16 protein-coding genes are annotated in these 15,440 nt (G+C 73.1%); 4 read left to right on the forward strand and 12 right to left on the reverse strand.

Going from position 1 to position 15,440, the window contains the following annotated elements; all coding sequences use genetic code 11:
* Window positions 1-5 precede the first annotated feature (5 nt).
* Window positions 6-647 (reverse strand): FMN-dependent NADH-azoreductase, encoded by a 642-nt coding sequence (locus tag ACZ7PG_RS35165; protein WP_470243462.1) that lies wholly within the window; start codon window positions 645-647, stop codon window positions 6-8.
* An 82-nt stretch (window positions 648-729) separates the two neighbouring features.
* Between ACZ7PG_RS35165 and ACZ7PG_RS35170 the strand changes: the two genes are divergently transcribed.
* The gene (locus ACZ7PG_RS35170) at window positions 730-1,209 is read left to right on the forward strand and encodes a MarR family winged helix-turn-helix transcriptional regulator (protein WP_470243463.1); all 480 of its coding nucleotides are present in this window, start codon (window positions 730-732) and stop codon (window positions 1,207-1,209) included.
* A 5-nt stretch (window positions 1,210-1,214) separates the two neighbouring features.
* On the opposite strand, the gene ACZ7PG_RS35175 is transcribed toward ACZ7PG_RS35170, so the two are convergent.
* Entirely contained in the window at window positions 1,215-1,814 is a 600-nt protein-coding gene (locus tag ACZ7PG_RS35175; RefSeq protein WP_470243464.1) for a SecDF P1 head subdomain-containing protein, read from the reverse strand.
* A 23-nt stretch (window positions 1,815-1,837) separates the two neighbouring features.
* Window positions 1,838-3,616, reverse strand: a complete 1,779-nt coding sequence (locus ACZ7PG_RS35180) for a glycoside hydrolase family 76 protein (RefSeq protein ID WP_470243465.1) — start codon at window positions 3,614-3,616, stop codon at window positions 1,838-1,840.
* A 154-nt stretch (window positions 3,617-3,770) separates the two neighbouring features.
* Here ACZ7PG_RS35180 and ACZ7PG_RS35185 point away from each other — a divergent pair, with 154 nt between their 5' ends.
* Window positions 3,771-4,817: a serine hydrolase domain-containing protein gene (locus tag ACZ7PG_RS35185; protein WP_470243466.1), complete on the forward strand. Its 1,047-nt coding sequence runs from the start codon at window positions 3,771-3,773 to the stop codon at window positions 4,815-4,817.
* Here ACZ7PG_RS35185 and ACZ7PG_RS35190 read toward each other — a convergent pair.
* From ACZ7PG_RS35190 to ACZ7PG_RS35200, 3 genes are read right to left on the reverse strand one after another with little or no spacing between them, the layout of a single operon-like run.
* Window positions 4,802-5,389, reverse strand: a complete 588-nt coding sequence (locus ACZ7PG_RS35190; RefSeq protein ID WP_470243467.1) for a CPBP family intramembrane glutamic endopeptidase — start codon at window positions 5,387-5,389, stop codon at window positions 4,802-4,804. The two genes, ACZ7PG_RS35185 and ACZ7PG_RS35190, sit on opposite strands and share 16 nt — an antisense overlap.
* Window positions 5,386-6,282, reverse strand: a complete 897-nt coding sequence (locus tag ACZ7PG_RS35195) for an NAD(P)H-binding protein (protein ID WP_470243468.1) — start codon at window positions 6,280-6,282, stop codon at window positions 5,386-5,388. The genes ACZ7PG_RS35190 and ACZ7PG_RS35195 overlap by 4 nt, the downstream gene beginning before the upstream one ends.
* A 10-nt stretch (window positions 6,283-6,292) precedes the next feature.
* A complete protein-coding gene (locus tag ACZ7PG_RS35200; RefSeq protein WP_470243469.1) occupies window positions 6,293-7,228 on the reverse strand; it encodes a DMT family transporter in 936 nt (311 codons plus the stop codon).
* 73 nt (window positions 7,229-7,301) lie between these two features.
* Between ACZ7PG_RS35200 and ACZ7PG_RS35205 the strand changes: the two genes are divergently transcribed.
* Window positions 7,302-8,225 (forward strand): LysR family transcriptional regulator, encoded by a 924-nt coding sequence (locus ACZ7PG_RS35205; RefSeq protein ID WP_470243470.1) that lies wholly within the window; start codon window positions 7,302-7,304, stop codon window positions 8,223-8,225.
* Here ACZ7PG_RS35205 and ACZ7PG_RS35210 read toward each other — a convergent pair.
* Window positions 8,212-9,099 carry a LysR family transcriptional regulator gene (locus ACZ7PG_RS35210; protein ID WP_470243471.1) on the reverse strand — a complete coding sequence of 296 codons (888 nt, stop codon included), beginning with the start codon at window positions 9,097-9,099 and terminating at the stop codon, window positions 8,212-8,214. The two genes, ACZ7PG_RS35205 and ACZ7PG_RS35210, sit on opposite strands and share 14 nt — an antisense overlap.
* A gap of 85 nt (window positions 9,100-9,184) precedes the next feature.
* Between ACZ7PG_RS35210 and ACZ7PG_RS35215 the strand changes: the two genes are divergently transcribed.
* Window positions 9,185-10,129: a threonine/serine dehydratase gene (locus ACZ7PG_RS35215; RefSeq protein ID WP_470243472.1), complete on the forward strand. Its 945-nt coding sequence runs from the start codon at window positions 9,185-9,187 to the stop codon at window positions 10,127-10,129.
* Here ACZ7PG_RS35215 and ACZ7PG_RS35220 read toward each other — a convergent pair.
* From ACZ7PG_RS35220 to ACZ7PG_RS35240, 5 genes are all read right to left on the reverse strand, one after another.
* Window positions 10,083-10,901 carry an LLM class flavin-dependent oxidoreductase gene (locus ACZ7PG_RS35220; RefSeq protein WP_470243473.1) on the reverse strand — a complete coding sequence of 273 codons (819 nt, stop codon included), beginning with the start codon at window positions 10,899-10,901 and terminating at the stop codon, window positions 10,083-10,085. The genes ACZ7PG_RS35215 and ACZ7PG_RS35220 overlap by 47 nt on opposite strands.
* Before the next feature lie 112 nt (window positions 10,902-11,013).
* Entirely contained in the window at window positions 11,014-11,844 is an 831-nt protein-coding gene (locus tag ACZ7PG_RS35225) for a peptidoglycan-binding protein (protein ID WP_470243474.1), read from the reverse strand.
* Window positions 11,845-11,913: 69 nt separating this feature from the next.
* Window positions 11,914-14,055: a heavy metal translocating P-type ATPase gene (locus tag ACZ7PG_RS35230; RefSeq protein ID WP_470243475.1), complete on the reverse strand. Its 2,142-nt coding sequence runs from the start codon at window positions 14,053-14,055 to the stop codon at window positions 11,914-11,916.
* Window positions 14,052-14,930 carry a hypothetical protein gene (locus ACZ7PG_RS35235; RefSeq protein ID WP_470243476.1) on the reverse strand — a complete coding sequence of 293 codons (879 nt, stop codon included), beginning with the start codon at window positions 14,928-14,930 and terminating at the stop codon, window positions 14,052-14,054. The genes ACZ7PG_RS35230 and ACZ7PG_RS35235 overlap by 4 nt, the downstream gene beginning before the upstream one ends.
* A complete protein-coding gene (locus ACZ7PG_RS35240; RefSeq protein WP_470243477.1) occupies window positions 14,927-15,130 on the reverse strand; it encodes a heavy-metal-associated domain-containing protein in 204 nt (67 codons plus the stop codon). Before ACZ7PG_RS35240 ends, ACZ7PG_RS35235 begins: the two co-directional genes overlap by 4 nt.
* Window positions 15,131-15,440: the final 310 nt, after the last annotated feature.

Genomic DNA, 15,440 nt, shown 5'->3' on the forward strand with positions numbered 1-15,440 from the left:
ACGCGTCAGACCCGCGCCGGGGCCCACAGGGCGTCGATGGTCTTCTCCGCCGTCGCCAGGCTCGCGTCCGCCAGCGGGATGAGCTCCGCCATCGCCGGGTTCACGTGCGCGAGCGTCAGCTCCGCCGTGATGAACCGCGGCTCCAGGCCGGTCAGCGAGACGCCGTGCGGGAGCCACTGCTCGGCGTGGTCCCAGCCCTCGCGGGGCGCGCCTTCGCCGTACCCGCCGCCCCGCGACGCCAGCACGATGAACTCGCGGCCGCCGAGCAGGCCGGTCATCGTCGCGTGGTCGACCGACAGGCCCGGCGCGATGAGGTGGTCCACCCACGCCTTGACGCTGCTCGGCGCGCCGTAGTTGTAGACCGGCAGGCCCAGCAGCACCGTGTCGGCCGCCTTGATCTCGCCGATGAGCTCCTGCGTCAGCGCCCAGGACGCGGCCTGGGCCGGTGTGTGCTGCTCCGGCGGGATCGCGCGGGCCGCCCCGCTGTCGGCGTCGAGGTGCGGGAGCGGGTGGGCGCCCAGGTCGCGGTAGGTGACCGTGCCGTCCGGGTGGGCGGCCTGCCACGCGGCCGCGGCCCGCGCGCTGAGGCGGCGGCTCACCGAGCGGTCGCCCTGGATGCTCGAGTCGATGTGGAGGAGATGCGCCATGTCGTTAGCCACCCATAGATCGTTGATGTAAGACAAACCATTAATAGCACACCGACCGTTGAACTGCCCATATACTGGGCGCATGACCTCGCTGCCGGTCGTCAACCAGCCGCCCCACCGCTGCGGGGCGCTGCTCGGCCAGCTCACGCGCCGGCTGCAGCTGCGCAGCGAGTCGGTGCTGACCCCGCTGGGACTGCGGCCGCGCCACCTGATCGCGCTCACGGTCCTGCGCGACCAGGGCGGCAGCTCCCAGCAGGACCTGGCGAAGACGCTCGAGATCGACGGCACGAACGTCGTCGGGCTGCTCAACGAGCTCGAAACCGAGAACCTGATCGAGCGGCGCCGCTCCCCCGTCGACCGCCGCCGGCACGTGGTCGAGCTCACCGACGTCGGCGCGAAGCTGCTCGCCCGGGCGGAGTTCGCGCTCGCCGCGGTCGAGGACGAGGTGTTCCGCGGGCTGAGCGACGACCAGCGCGAGACGCTCTACACGCTGCTGCAGCAGGCGACGAACAAGACGGAGTTCGAAGCCTGCACGGAAGCCGTCAAGCCGCCGGTCTGCTGAGAGCGTCAGCCGCCGGCGATGTCGCGCGCCAGCTGCCGCGCTTCGGGCAGCGTGAACTGCCCGGTGATCTGCGTTTCGCCCCCGGTGATGGCGGACTGCACGGCCGGCGCGGTCAGGACGCGGCTCTTCAGCACCATCGCGACCTGCTTGCCGATGTTCTGCCCGGTCCACTCCGCCCAGGTCTTCGTCCCGGCGGTGGTGAAGCGGAGGGTGATGACCGGGCTTCCGCTCCGCGGATCGAGGGCGGCGTCCACCCGGCTCACGTCGGCACCGCTGAGGAAGCCGGGCGCGAGGACGTACTTGGTGCCCTGCGCGCGGTCACAGCTGACCAGCGGCAGCGCCGGGTCGTCGCGGCCGTCGAGCGGGTCCGCGCCGGGCGAGCAGTTCAGCGCCTGCGCGGCGGCCTGCTGCGTGGCCGGGTCGGTGCTCTGCCGGGCGGTCACCGAGCCGGTCGGCGGTCCCGGCGGCAGCTCGGCCAGTACCGGCCGGAACCGCAGCTGGGTGCCGTCCTCGACGATGAAGCCGGTGGGCACGGCCTGGCCCGCGACCTCGGTCGTGCACCCGGTGACGAGCACGGCCACGGCCGCGAGGAGGAAGATCCGCACGCCGCTCATTCTGGCGTGCGGACCTACCCGGCCGCCAGGACCGCTTCGAGCCCGGACGCCTGGGTCCGCCAGTCCGTCACGTTCGGCGTGGTGCCGGTCCAGCGCTGGCCGATCCGGTTCAGGGAGTCCCGGTCGCCCGCCCACAGCGCGTCCGCCTGCTTCTGCGCGAACGCGCGGTAGGTGGCCGAGCCCGTCGCCGTCGCGAGATCGCCGAAGTAGCGCGTGAAGATGCCCTTGAACTGCTTCTGGTTGTCGTCGCAGGAGCCCGAGCCGGTGTCGCAGGACTCGACGAGCACCCCGCCCGAGGTGAGCCGCGCCATCGCCGCGTCCGCCAGGCGCTTCGCCGCGTCCAAATAGGACTGGACGCCGGTCGCGCGCCAGAGCTCCAGGAGGCCGCCGATGCCGAGCCCCTGGTTGTACGTCCAGACGGTCTGGCCGTTGTTGGCGCACGACGACGTCAAGCCGTCGTTCACCAGGCCCGAGGAGTTGATCAGGCCGCTGTTCAGGAACCAGTCGCCCGCGGTCCTGGCCCGCTGGCCCCACACCGTGTCGCCGGCCACCCGGTTGTGCAGGGACGCGGTCAGCCGCAGGTACAACCCGGCCGTGACGGCGTTCTTGTACGTCCGCTCGCGGTTCCACCAGACCCCGCCGCCGCAGCTGCCGGTGTCCCAGAACCCGTGGACGTAGTTCGCGATCGTCGTCGCCTCGGTGAGGTAGCGCGGGTCGTGGGTGCGGTCGTAGACGGCGATCCAGGCCAGACCCCACCAGCCGCTGTCGTCGATGGCCCGGCTGACGAAGTCGCCCTCGATCGCGTCGGAACTCCGTACCCCGGCAGGAAAAGCCGCGCGGTTGACGTCGAAGGTGCGGGCCAGCGCGGCGTCGAACCCGCCCGCGTCGGCCACCGCCGTCACCGCGACCGCCGAGTTCCACCAGCTCGACGGCCACCACGCGGTGTACGGGTCGTAGGACCACATCAGGGCGTCGAGAGCGCCGGCGGCGCGGGTCGTCGCCGGGCGCGCCCAGGCCGTGCAGCTTCCTTGCGCGTGCGTGGCTTCGCGGCCGCACGCCCGCACCGCGCCGCCGTAGAGCCGGCCGCGCGGGTCCCGCGTCGCGAACGCCGTGGTGTGGGTGCCGGTGGCGCCCGAGGCGACGCTCGTGCGGCCCAGCGACGAGCCGTCCGGCCAGTTCGCGCCGGCGTCCCAGGAGCGGTCGAGCCAGATCTCGTCGCCGGCGCCGCCGGCTTCGATCCCGGCCCAGGCCATGCCCTTGCCATCGAAGTGGAGCCGGATCGTGCGGCCGAAGAGCGTCGTCGGTGCCACCGGCTGGCTGTCCCCGGCGCCCGGGGCGGTGCGGTCGCACGCGGCGTCGCAGACGTCCGGGTAGATCCACGCGGTGCACGCGACGCCCTGCGCGTCCCCGCACGCCCGGACCAGTCCCCGGTGGTGGTGCTGCGGGTCGGTGAGGTTGTACATGAGCGTGCGGGTGCCCGTCCACGTACCGGGGATGGTCGCTTTGCCCAGCAGGCCTTCCCAGGTGGCGCCGCCGTCCCACGAACGGTCGAGCCAGACGGCGTCACCGGCGACGCCGTTGTCGATGCTCGCCCACGCCATGCCGTCGGGATCGGAGGCGTGCAGCCGCACGACGCGGTTGTTGATCACCTTGTCGGGCAAGGGAAAGCTCTCCCGCGCGGCCCGCGCCGGGTCGAGCGTGTCGCACGAGGTCACGCACACGGCTGTCGCCGCGACGGCCGGGATCGGGGTCAGGGAACCGAAGACGAGCAGGAGCACGAGCAATGTCCGCATCGACATCCCTCTCCACGCACGGGGGTTCGTCCCAGCATAGGAAGCTCGCGGCCGGTTTTGAAGGTTTCCGCCCGGTTCTGGCTCGTTCCGGACAAAGGTTCTCCACCACTAAAATGAGTGGTGCGGCCGGGCCGGACGGAGTTTGCTGGCCGCCGTGGCTGACACCTGGGGAACGTGCGAAGACCGGTTCGGCAAGGTGCGCGACGTCCTGGCGGCGTCGCTGGACACCGACGACGTGGGCGCCTCGGTCGCCGTGTTCGTGGACGGCGAGCCCGTCGTCGACCTGTGGGGCGGGTACGTCGACACCGCGCGCACGGTGGCGTGGGAGCGCGACACCATCACCAACGTCTGGTCCACCACCAAGACGATGACCGCGGTGTGCGCGCTGGTCCTCGCCGACCGCGGCGACCTCGACCTCGACGCGCCGGTCGCCGGGTACTGGCCCGAGTTCGCGGCCGCGGGCAAGGAAAAGACGCTGGTCCGGCACCTGCTCGGGCACACCGCGGGCCTGCCGGACTTCGAGGGACCGATCGCCGTCGAGGACCTGTTCGACTGGCCGGCCGTGACGGCCCGGCTGGCCGCGCAGGCGCCCGCGTGGGAGCCCGGCACCGCGGGCGGCTACCACTCGGTGACCTTCGGCTTCCTGGTCGGCGAGGTCGTCCGCCGGGTCACCGGGCGCAGCCTCGGCACGTTCTTCGCCGAGGAGGTGGCCGGCCCGCTGGGCGCCGACTTCCACATCGGGCTGGCCGCCGAGCACGACCACCGCGTCGCGCCGCTCATCCCCGACCCCCGGGGCGACCGGCCGCCGGGTTTCCTGATCGGGGTGTCGGACTCCTACTCCGAAGCCTGGCGGCGCGCGGAACTGCCCGCCGTCAACGGATACGGCAACGCCCGCTCGGTCGCGGCCGTGCAGTCGGTGCTGGCCTGCGGTGGCGGCCGGCTGCTGTCGCCGGCCGGCGCCGAGCGGGTCTTCGAGGAGCAGTTCCACGGCGAGGACCGCGTCCTCGGCGCGAAGATGCGCTACGGCATGGGCTTCCGCGTGGAAGGGCACACGTGCTCGTGGGGCGGCTGGGGCGGTTCGGTGGTCCTCGTCGACGCGGACCAGCGCCTGGTGGTGTCGTACGTGATGAACCAGACCCTCTGGGAAAACGGGTACGACCGGGGTCTCGGCGTGGTGATGGCCGCCTACGAAGCGTTCTGATCCGGCGGGAAGAGGCGCGGCATGAAGGCCAGCATCAGCGCCGACCACACCACGTGCGTCAGCACCGGTGCCTGCAGCCCGCCGGACCGGCCGCGCTGCACGGCGAAGAGCGCGCCCATCACGGTCGAAGCCAGTACCAGCGCGGGGTTTCGCGTCGCCGTCGTCGAAAGGACGTAGAGCGCCGTCGATCCGCGGGCGCCGAACGCGTCGTACAGCGCGCCGCGGAAGAAGAACTCCTCCGCCGCGCCCGTCACCAGCGTGGTCGCCACCACCGAGGGGGTCGAACCGCGGTGCGCGTGGGAGAGCACCCCGGCGATCGCGCGCCGCAGCGGCGGGATGCGGCGGGACACCAGCGCGCAGCCGTAGAACACTCCGAACGCGCCGGCCCCCGCCAGGACCGGCTGCGCGACGTCCGGGCGACCGCGTTCCACCGGCCCCGCGCCGGCGAACCAGGTCGCCGCGACCGCCGCCGTGAGGACGTGGAACCGGCGCGAACCCGGCCGGCTGGCCAGCGACGCGCCGAGCAGGCCGGACCCGGCGGCCGTCACCCCGGCGAGGAGCGCCTTCTTCACGCGGGCCGCCGGCTCTTCGCCCGCTCGCCCAGTGCCTGCAGCACGGCTTCGTCGTAGCCCATCGGCTCGAACTCGACGATCCGGCGGATGGCGTCATCGCGGACGACGACCTCGTTCGTCATCGAGTCGATCAGCGCCCGCCCGGTGGTGACGTCGATGTCGGTGACCAGCGAAAGCCAGTACGACGAAAGCCGCGGCGAGAGCAGCGGCACCGGCAGGATCACCAGCGGCCGTCCCTCGATCGCCGCGACCCGCTGCAGCATGTCGCGGTAGGCCAGCACCTCCGGCCCGCCGATGTCGAACGTGCGGCCCGCCGCCTCCGGATGGTCGAGCACGCCGGCCAGGTAGCGGACGACGTCGGCGATCGCGATCGGCTGGGTGCGCGTGCCGACCCAGCGCGGGGTGACCATCGCCGGCAGGTGCTCCACCAGCTGGCGGGTCAGCTCCCACGACGTCCCGCCGTGCCCGATGACGATCCCGGCGCGCAGCACGGTCACCGGCACGCCCGTCTCGCCCAGCAGCCGCTCGACCTCGCGCCGGCTGCGCAGGTGCTCCGAAAGCGTGTCTTCGTCGTCCCCGAGGCCGCCGAGGTAGACGATCCGGCTCAGGCCGACGTCCGACGCCGCCCGGGCGAACGCGCGGGCCGCGTCGGCGTCGCGGCGCTTGAAGTCCGCGCTGCCGAGCGAGTGCACCAGGTAGTACGCGGCTTCGGCGCCCTTGAGCGCGTCCCGCAGGGAACCGACGTCGGCGACGTCGCCGCGGACGGGCGTCCCGGCACCGTCGTACTTCGCCGGGTGACGCGTCATCGCGAGGACGTCGTGCCCCGCTTCTTCCAGCGCCGGGCACAACCGGCCGCCGACGAACCCCGAAGCCCCGGCCACCAGTACACGCATACCGGCGACGTTAGCCGCGACGGTCCCGGCCCGCAGATCCTCCGCGGCGGGTCCGCCCGGCGAAGCAGACCGCGGCGACCACGCCCGCGCAGCCGACGAGCTGCGGCACGCTCGGCGTCTCCCCCAGCAGGCCGATGCCCAGGAGCACCGCGCCGACCGGCTGCAGCAGCATCAGCGTCGCACCGGTGGTGGCCGACATCCGGGGCAGCGCGGCGGAGATGAGAATCCAGCCGATCAGCTGACCCACCACGGCGAGCGCGACGAGCCAGCCGAACGTCGCCGGGCTCGGGCTCAGGTCGAGCGTGCCGGTCGGGAGGCCGAGCACGACGGCGACGACCCCGGCGGAGATCGTCGCCAGCACCAGGGACTGCGCCTGCGCGCCCGCACCGCCGCTGAGCCGGATCAGGAAGAGGTAGACGGCGTACCCCGCACCGGCGAGCATCGCCGCGACGGCGCCGGTGACCGGGTCCGGGCCGAACGAGCCGCCGCCGGCGAACCCGCCGGCCAGCACGACGCCGCCCAGCAGCACGGGCACGGCGAGGACGAACCGCTTCGCCGGGCGTTCCCGCAGGAACGCGAACGCCAGCAGCGGCACGATGATCACCTGGACGGCGAGCAGCACCGTCGCGATGCCGGCGCCGATCCGCGGGATGGCCTCACCCCACAGCACGAAGTCCAGGCCGAGACCGGAGCCGGCCAGCAGCGGGAGCAGTACGCGGGGCGCCGGGCCGGACTTCCGCCGTTCCCGCACGGCGAGCGCGACCAGCACCGGCAGGGCCAGCAGGCAGCGCCAGAACGCGCTCGTGCTGCCGCTGGCGTGCGAGACCTTGATGAAGACCGACGACAGGGAGATGCAGAAGCTGCCGAGCGCCGCGAGCAGCCGCGGGTCGAAACGCTCCGTGAACGGCGCGGGGGTGGTCGTGGGGCGGGGCGCGGTCGTGGTCACGGTTCCAGCCTGCGGGTGACGACTGTCAAGGACAAGCGAATGTTTCTGCGTGGCATTCGGTAGCATCTCTACCGTGTTGGGAATCGAGCGGATGCGCGCGCTGCACGCGGTCGCCACGCACGGCTCGGTTGCCGCGGCGGCCGCGTCGCTGCACGTCACGCCGTCGGGGGTGTCGCAGCAGCTGGCGAAGCTGGAGAAGGAAGCCGGGCAGCGGCTGCTGGAGCCGCGCGGCCGGGGCGTCCGGCTGACGAAGGCGGGCCAGGTGCTGGCCGGGCACGCCGAGCGGATCCTGGCGCAGGTCGCCGAGGCGAAGGCGGACCTGGAGCTGCTGCGCGAGGACGTCATCGGGCCGTTGCGGATCGGCGCGATCCCGACGACGGTGCACGCGCTCCTGCCGCCCGCACTGGCGACGCTCGCCGCGCAGCACCCGCGGCTGGCGGTGACGCTGCACGAGGGCGAGGCGGAGCAGACGATGCCCCGCGTGCTGGCCGGCGACCTCGACGTCGCGGTGCTGGAGAGCTGGGAGGACCGGCCGACGGTGCTCCCGCCGTCGACGACGCGGATCGCGTTGTTCTCCGACGTCGCGGACCTCGCCCTGCCCGCCGGCCACCGCCTCGCGCACCGCAAGACGGTCGACCTGTCCGAAGTGGGCGACCTGCCGTGGATCGGCTGGAGCCTGGGGTCCGGCTGCTACGAGTGGCTGGTGCAGGTGCTGCGCAAGCAACGGCTGGAGCCGCGGATCAGCTGCACGGTCGGCGGCTACCCGACGCAGCTGGCGCTGGTGGCGGGCAACGTCGGCGCGGCGCTGGTGCCCCGCCTGGCCCGCGAGCCGCGGCCGGAGGGCGTCCGGATCCTCGCGACGCGCCCGGCGCTGACCCGGACGATCTACGCGATCTGCCGGGCGGGCGAAGAGGACCACGGCGCGGTCCGCGCGTGCCTGGACGCGCTGCAGGCCGCTTCGGCGCGGTTCTCCGCCCGGACGTCTACTGTGGACTGAGCCGCTCGACCATCTCGGTCACCAGCTTCCCCGGGCGCCGGTGGTGCACCAGGAAGACGTCCCGCGCGGGCTGGGCGTCGGCGGCGTCGCGGACCTCGATCCGCGCCGGGCCCATCCGGGCGAGCACGCTCTCGGGCACGAACGCGACCCCCAGCCCGGCCTCGACCAGGGCCAGGATCACCTGGTAGTCCCGGGTTTCGTAGGCCACGGTGAGGGTCACCCCGGCGGCGTCGGCGAGCTGCTCGAGGCAGCCGCGGTTGGGCACGCCCGGACTGCCGGAGATCCAGTTCTCGCCGGCCAGCGCCCGCAGCGTAAGCCGTCGGACGCGGGCTTGCGGGTGGCCCTCGGCGAGGATCAGCCGGAACCGCTCCGAGCGCAGCAGCGTCCGCGTCAGCCCGCGCGGGTCGGGCAGCGGCGCGCCGGGGTAGCGGTGGGTGATCAGCAGGTCGAGGTCGCGCGAGCTGACCAGCCCGTACCCGTCGGGTGGTTCGAGGTCCAGCAGCCGCAGCGCGACCGCGGGGTGGTCGCGGCGGAACCCGGCGAGCGCGGCGGGCACGAGCGTCATGCCGGCGCTGGCGAACGTGCCGACGGCGAGCTGCGCCGGTTCCTCGTCGAGCAGGGCGCGGACGGTCCGTTCGGCGGTGCGCAGCTCCCCGACGATGGTCTCCGCGTGGGTCAGCAGCGCCTCCCCGACGGGCGTGAGCGTGACACCGCGCGGGTTGCGGTGCAGCAGGGGCGCGCCGACGTCGCGTTCGAGCTTGCCCAGCTGCTGCGAGACGGCGGACGGCGTGAAGGACAGTCGCTGGGCCGCGCCGGCGATCGACCCGGCGTGCGCGACCTCGGCGAGCAGGGCCAGGCGGTGAGCGTCGAGCACGGGAGCCTCCAGCCGTAAGCGTCGCTAATGCCAGCATAGGAGACGTCGCTGGTGCTTACGGCGGTCCGCGCGCATGCTGGTGCGCATGATCAGCATTTCGGATGTCGAGCGGGCCGCCGCGCGGATCGAGGGCCACGTCCGCCGGACGCCGGTGTTCAGCGACGACGGCGTGTGGTTCAAGCTCGAGCACCTGCAGCACACCGGGTCGTTCAAGGCCCGCGGCGCCTTCAACCGGATCATCGCCGCGGGCGAGCTTTCGGCGGCCGGGGTGGCGGCCGCGTCGGGCGGCAACGCGGGACTCGCCGTCGCCCACGCCGCCCGGGAGTTCGGCGTGGCCGCGCGGGTCTACGTCCCGGTGACCGCGCCGGCGGTCAAGGTGGCGAAGCTGCGGCAGCTGGGGGCGGCCGTCGAGCTGGTCGGCGACAAGTACGCGGACGCGTACGACGCGGCGGTGAAGGACGCGGCGGACCGCGGCGCGCTCTTCTGCCACGCGTACGACCAGCCGGAGATCTGCGCCGGCCAGGGCACGGTGGGCCTCGAGCTGCTGGCCGACATCGACGCGCTGGACACGATCCTGGTCGCGGTCGGCGGCGGCGGGCTGCTGGCCGGCATCGCGGCGGCGGTCGAAGGCCGGGCGCGCGTGGTCGGCGTCGAACCGCGCACGGCCCCGACGCTGCACGCGGCGCTGGCGGCGGGCTCACCGGTCTCGGTGGAGGTGTCCGGCATCGCCGCCGACTCCCTGGGCGCGTCGCGGCTCGGCGAGATCGCGTTCGCGGTCGCCACCCGCACTCGTGTGGGCTCGGTGCTGGTGGACGACGCGGCGATCGTCGCGGCCAGGACGGCCTTGTGGGACCGCTACCGCCTGGCGGTGGAGCCCGGCGGAGCGACGGCGTACGCGGCGCTGCTGGCCGGCGCGTACCGCCCGGAGCCGGGCGAACGCGTCGCGGTCCTGCTGTGCGGCGCGAACACCGACCCGGCGACGCTCACTTCCCCGACAGCCGCTCCACCAGCGGCGCGAACTCCTCGATGAAGGCGCTGTTGACGCTGACGTAGGAGACGCCCAGTTCGTCGCGCCGCCGTTCCAGCTCGGCGGCCATGTCGTCGACGCTGCCGCGGAGCATGGTGAGCGAGTCGTGCTCGATGAGCGTCTCGGCATCGACCCCGATGAACCCCCGAATCCACGGCGGCACGTGGTCACCGACGACGAAGATGTTCAGCCCGAGCTCGATGTCGCGATCCCCGGCGGCGTCCCGGATCTCCGCGACGTAGCCCGCCATCTCGTCCCGGGTGGTCAGCACCCCACCGGCAAGAGTGACGATGTCGGCTTTCGCCGCGGCGAGACGCCGGGCCTTCGGCCCACCGGCGGCGATCATGACGGGGGTGTGAGCGTCACCATCGAGCCGGCGGACGTGGTCGACGGTCTCGGAGATCGAGTCGAGGCGTTCCTGGCCCGAGCCGTAGGGCAGGCCGAGCTCTTCGGCCTGCTGCCGCATGGTGGGCAGGCCGGTCCCGAGCCCGAGTTCGAACCGGTTGCCGGTGACGACGGAGAGGCTGTGCGACTCCCAGGCGGCGGCCCGCGCGGTCCGCAGCGGGCTGGCGAGGACAAAGGACCCGACACGCAGCTCAGTGGTGACGGCAGCGGCCGCCGCGAGCGCGGCGGTCGGAGTGGGCAGGTTGAGGTTGTCGGGGCAAAGCAGGGTGGAGTAGCCGAGTTCCTCGGCCCGCCGAGCGGTCCGCAGCCATTTCGCCCCGCCTTCGGTCGCGCCCGCCACCACACCGAAGCGGAAAGCCTTGCCGGCCATCGGAGCACCCCCTGGTCGTTTGGTGCTTTCGATCAAACCACCGCTCGGGCCGGGTGTGCCAGTGCCGGGGCGCGGTCCGATCCCGCGCCCCGGCACAGCCACACCCGCGGGATCAGCCCCGCTGGTACTCCTCCCACGTGACCTTGGTGACCGCGGGACCGTCATCGGCCCCGCGCCCGGCGAGCCCGTTCATACCCAGGTAATAGTCCCCGGTCTGGTGCTGAGCCCCCGACGAAAGGTCCGGGTCGGAGATCGCCATGGCGTGGATGTGGTAGTCGAAGCCCTGCGCCGGAGTGCGGTACCACGCCGCGAAGCCGACCTTGCGCAGCGCCGTCAGCAGCTTCGTGCGGGTCGTCGACGACATGCCGGACACCGAGATGTCCAGCGCTCCGCCGCCGTCGTGGGTGCCGGCCGACGCGTCCACTCCGCCCGGGTTGTAGCCGCCCTGGGTGAGGGTGACGGTGATGCCCGCGATCCCTTCGGCCGCCGACAACATCGCCTTGGTGCGGGTGTTCGTCGTGACCCCGCGGTAGGCGATGCGGCTGCCCGCGGACACCGGGGCGGTCACCGTGTACCGGCCCTCGCCCAGCTTCTCGAGCGACGTCTTCCCCGGCAGCCCGGACGCGTCGATCCCGGTGTACCCCAGCGACTTCTGGTACTGCGAGTACGCCGTGATCGTCGTGGTGCCGAAGTACCCGTCGACGTAGGTCGCGGCCAGCAGGCCCTTCGCCTGCAGGGCCTGCTCCACGAGCAACACGCTGTCGTGCGCTCCCGGGGTCTGCGTGTCGTCCGCGCGGCGGGGGTCGATCTGGGCCGCCTTCAGCACGGCCTCCATGTTGGCCGTGGGCAGCGCCGTCGTGGCCGCGGGCTCGGCCTGAGCCGGTGCGGCCACGGCGAACGCCGCTGCGGTGAGTGCCGTGAGCACGGCGGCCTTCGTGAACATCCCTGTCCTCCACTGGTCGGAATCCTTACCCGCCCAGCATCACCCCGCCCGGTACAAGGACCGTACAAATCACCCGGCCGCGAACCGTCGCAGACGCAGGCTGTTCGTGACGACGAAGACCGAGCTGACCGCCATCGCCGCGCCGGCGAGCATCGGGTTCAGCAGGCCCGCCGCGGCCAGCGGCAGCGCCGCGACGTTGTACGCGAACGCCCAGAACAGGTTGCCCTTGATCGTGCGCAGCGTCCGGCGGGACAGGCGGATCGCGTCGGCCGCCGCGCGCAGGTCGCCACTGACGAGCGTCAGGTCGGCCGCCTCGATCGCGACGTCCGTGCCGGTGCCCATCACCAGGCCCAGGTCGGCCTGGGCGAGCGCCGCCGCGTCGTTGACGCCGTCGCCGACCATCGCGACGACCTTGCCGTCCTCCTGCAACCCGCGCACCACGTCGGCCTTGTCCTTCGGCAGCACCTCGGCGATCACGCGCTCGATGCCGACCTCGGCCGCGACCGCCCGCGCGACCGCGGCGTTGTCGCCGGTGAGCAGCACCGGGGTCAGGCCCAGCCCGCGCAGCCGGCGGACCGCCTCGGCGGACGTCGACTTGACGGTGTCGGCCACGGCCAGCGTGCCGCGGACCGCGCCGTCCCAGGTCACGGCGACCGTGGTCAGCGCGCTTCCGCCGGCGGCGCGGCCGACGCTCACCGCGCGTCCCTCGACGACGCCTTCGACGCCCAGCCCCGGCGTGCTGCGGAAGTCCGTCACGGGTGGCAGCGTCCCGAAGCGCTCCCGGGCGGCGTCCGCGATCGCCCGGGCCACCGGGTGCTCGGACGCGACTTCGACGGCGCCCGCGAGCCGCAGGACCTCGCCGTCGCCCTCGACCAGCGTCATCCGGCCGGTGGTCACCGTGCCGGTCTTGTCGAGCACGACGGTGTCGACGCGGCGGGTCGACTCCAGCACCTCCGGCCCCTTGATGAGGATGCCGAGCTGCGCGCCGCGGCCGGTGCCGACCAGCAGCGCCGTCGGCGTCGCCAGGCCCAGTGCGCACGGGCAGGCGATGATCAGCACCGCGACCGCGGCGGTGAACGCGGCCGACGGCGTCGCGTCCGCGCCGAGCCAGAAGGCGAGCGTCGCCACGGCCAGCGCGATGACGATCGGGACGAACACCGCCGAAACGCGGTCCGCGAGCCGCTGGACCCGGGCTTTGCCGGTCTGCGCCGCCTCGACCAGCCGGGCCGTCTGGGCCAGCTGCGTGTCGGCGCCGACGCGGGTGGCGCGGACGACGAGCCGGCCGCCGGCGTTGACCGTCGCCCCGGCGACCGCGTCGCCCGGCCCGACCTCGACCGGCACGCTCTCGCCGGTGAGCAGGCTCGCGTCGATCGCGGACCCGCCGTCCTCGACGACGCCGTCGGTGGCGACCTTCTCCCCCGGCCGCACCAGGAACCGGTCGCCGACGACCAGGTCACCGACGGGAATCCGCTGCTCAACGCCGTCGCGCAGGACGGTGACGTCCTTCGCGCCCAGATCCAGCAACGCCCGCAGGGCGGCGCCGGCGCGGCGCTTCGAACGGACCTCGAAGTAGCGGCCGGCCAGGATGAACGTCGTGACGCCGGCGGCGACCTCGAGGTAGATGGCGCCGTCCCCGGCCATGCGCTCGATGGTGAGCTCGAACGGGTGCTTCAGGCCCGGCGTGCCCGCGCTGCCGAACAGCAGCGCGTACACCGACCAGCCGAACGCGGCGAGGGTGCCGATCGAGATGAGCGTGTCCATCGTCGCGGTGCCGTGGCGGAGGTTGGCGAACGCGGCGCGGTGGAACGGCCACGCGCCCCACACCAGCACCGGCGCGGCCAGGACGAGCGAAATCCACTGCCAGTAGGTGAACTGCCACGCGGGCACCATCGCCAGGGCGATCACGGGCACCGAAAGCACCGCGGAACCGACCAGCCGCTGCCGCAGCGTCCGGATCGGGTCGTCTTGTCGGAGTTCCGGCTCGGCCTCGGGCAGCGCCGCGCCGTAGCCGGCCGCTTCGACCTGGGCGACGAGGTCCTGCGGGGCGACCTCGCCGCCGTAAACGACCTTCGCCTTCTCGGTGGCGTAGTTGACGGTCGCCGTGACGCCGTCCAGCTTGTTGAGCTTGCGTTCGATCCTCGCCGCGCAGGACGCGCAGGTCATGCCGGTGATGGCGAGTTCGACGTTCTTCGCTTCCACTTGCAGCGTCACGAGTGCGCTCCTCCCCCGGTGGTCACCGTGAATTCGGCGGTGCGGACCACGTCGCCGTGGCGGAAGTCCAGGAACATCCGGTAGGTGCCGGCCGACGGCACCTCGGCGATGAACGTCACGGCCGCGCCCGTGCGGCCGTCCGGGTGGACGTGCAGGTACCCCAGGTCGCCGCCGCGCAGCGCGACGAGGTGGCCGTAGGCGCCCAGGTAGGGCTGCAGATCGGTGACGTCCCGGCCGTCCTCCGTCACCGTCGCGGTCAGGCGGGACGAGCGGCCGGGAACGAGGTCGCCGTCGAGCCGGACGCGGTAGCCGTCGACCTCGGCGACGCGCGACTCGCGGTGTTCGACGGGCTGGAAATCGCCCGGCGCGACGAGGTCGACGCCGAGCGTCTGCGCCGGTCCCCCGGTGGGCGTGAAGTCGGCGAAGGCGCGGTAGCTGCCCGCGCCGGCGACGGTGATCGGCACGCTCCACGTGCCGTCGGCGCCGAGGCCGGGGTGCAGGTGCCGGTAGCCGCTGGTGTCGCGGCGGACGACGATGAAGTGCATCCGCTTCTCGTGCTCGACGTCGTAGGCGGTCACCGGGGCGCCGTCCGGGCCGGTGATCCTGAAGGTGAAGTTCGTCGTGGTGCCCGGGGTGAGCGTCGTGCCGGTGGGCGTGAGGGTGTAGCCGCCCGCGGCCGACGCCAGCCCGCCGGGCTGGTGGTTCGCGGCCTCCGCGACGGTGCCGCCGTGGACGTCCCCGTGCGCGGCGTCCTCGCCGCCGTGCACCCCGGCCGCGCCGGGGAAGGGACCGACGGCGGTGCCGGCCGCCCAGGCGCCGACGGCGACCAGGGCGAGTGCCGCACCGTAGGCGGAGAGCTTCGCTGCGGTGTTCATGTCAGCCGGTACCCCGCTTCTTCGACCGCGCCGCGCACGTCGGCGACGGAAAGGTCTTCGCTGCTGCTGACGGTCACCGCGCCGGTGGTCAGTTCGACGGTGACTCCGGTGACGCCCCCGAGTCCGCGGATCTCCTCTTCGACCGAGCGGGCGCAGTGGCCGCACGTCATGCCCGTGACGGTGTAGGTCGTGTCTGCCATGACTCATGGATACCCTAGGGGGGTAGGGTAAGCAAGCGCGATGGCGACATGTAATCCCGGTCACAGTCGATCCGGTTATCACTGGTCCAAGCGTGTTTCTCACCGTCACGGAGAGTTCTCAGAGGGGGCCCCTGGACGTTGCCGTGCTCGTTTCGTAACCTGTTCGAGATCTCGCGGCCCCCGGTCGTCGATGAGACGGCGACGCGAGATCGCCGCCGATACCCCCTGCTGGGTACCGGACCCCACCGCGTGCTCTTCCTGTTGCGGTCGAGCACGCGCCGGACACGGGCGAGGCCCCCGACTCGCCCCG

The organism is Amycolatopsis sp. NPDC114504, assembly GCF_055633595.1.

Bases quoted from the DNA above. Each gene is read 5' to 3' on its own strand.
- ACZ7PG_RS35165 (WP_470243462.1), bottom strand. From the start codon at position 647: ATGGCGCATCTCCTCCACATCGACTCGAGCATCCAGGGCGACCGCTCG.
- ACZ7PG_RS35240 (WP_470243477.1), bottom strand. From the start codon at position 15,130: ATGGCAGACACGACCTACACCGTCACGGGCATGACGTGCGGCCACTGC.
- ACZ7PG_RS35215 (WP_470243472.1), top strand. From the start codon at position 9,185: ATGATCAGCATTTCGGATGTCGAGCGGGCCGCCGCGCGGATCGAGGGC.
- ACZ7PG_RS35195 (WP_470243468.1), bottom strand. From the start codon at position 6,282: ATGCGTGTACTGGTGGCCGGGGCTTCGGGGTTCGTCGGCGGCCGGTTG.
- ACZ7PG_RS35235 (WP_470243476.1), bottom strand. From the start codon at position 14,930: ATGAACACCGCAGCGAAGCTCTCCGCCTACGGTGCGGCACTCGCCCTG.
- ACZ7PG_RS35170 (WP_470243463.1), top strand. From the start codon at position 730: ATGACCTCGCTGCCGGTCGTCAACCAGCCGCCCCACCGCTGCGGGGCG.
- ACZ7PG_RS35225 (WP_470243474.1), bottom strand. From the start codon at position 11,844: ATGTTCACGAAGGCCGCCGTGCTCACGGCACTCACCGCAGCGGCGTTC.
- ACZ7PG_RS35220 (WP_470243473.1), bottom strand. From the start codon at position 10,901: ATGGCCGGCAAGGCTTTCCGCTTCGGTGTGGTGGCGGGCGCGACCGAA.
- ACZ7PG_RS35180 (WP_470243465.1), bottom strand. From the start codon at position 3,616: ATGCGGACATTGCTCGTGCTCCTGCTCGTCTTCGGTTCCCTGACCCCG.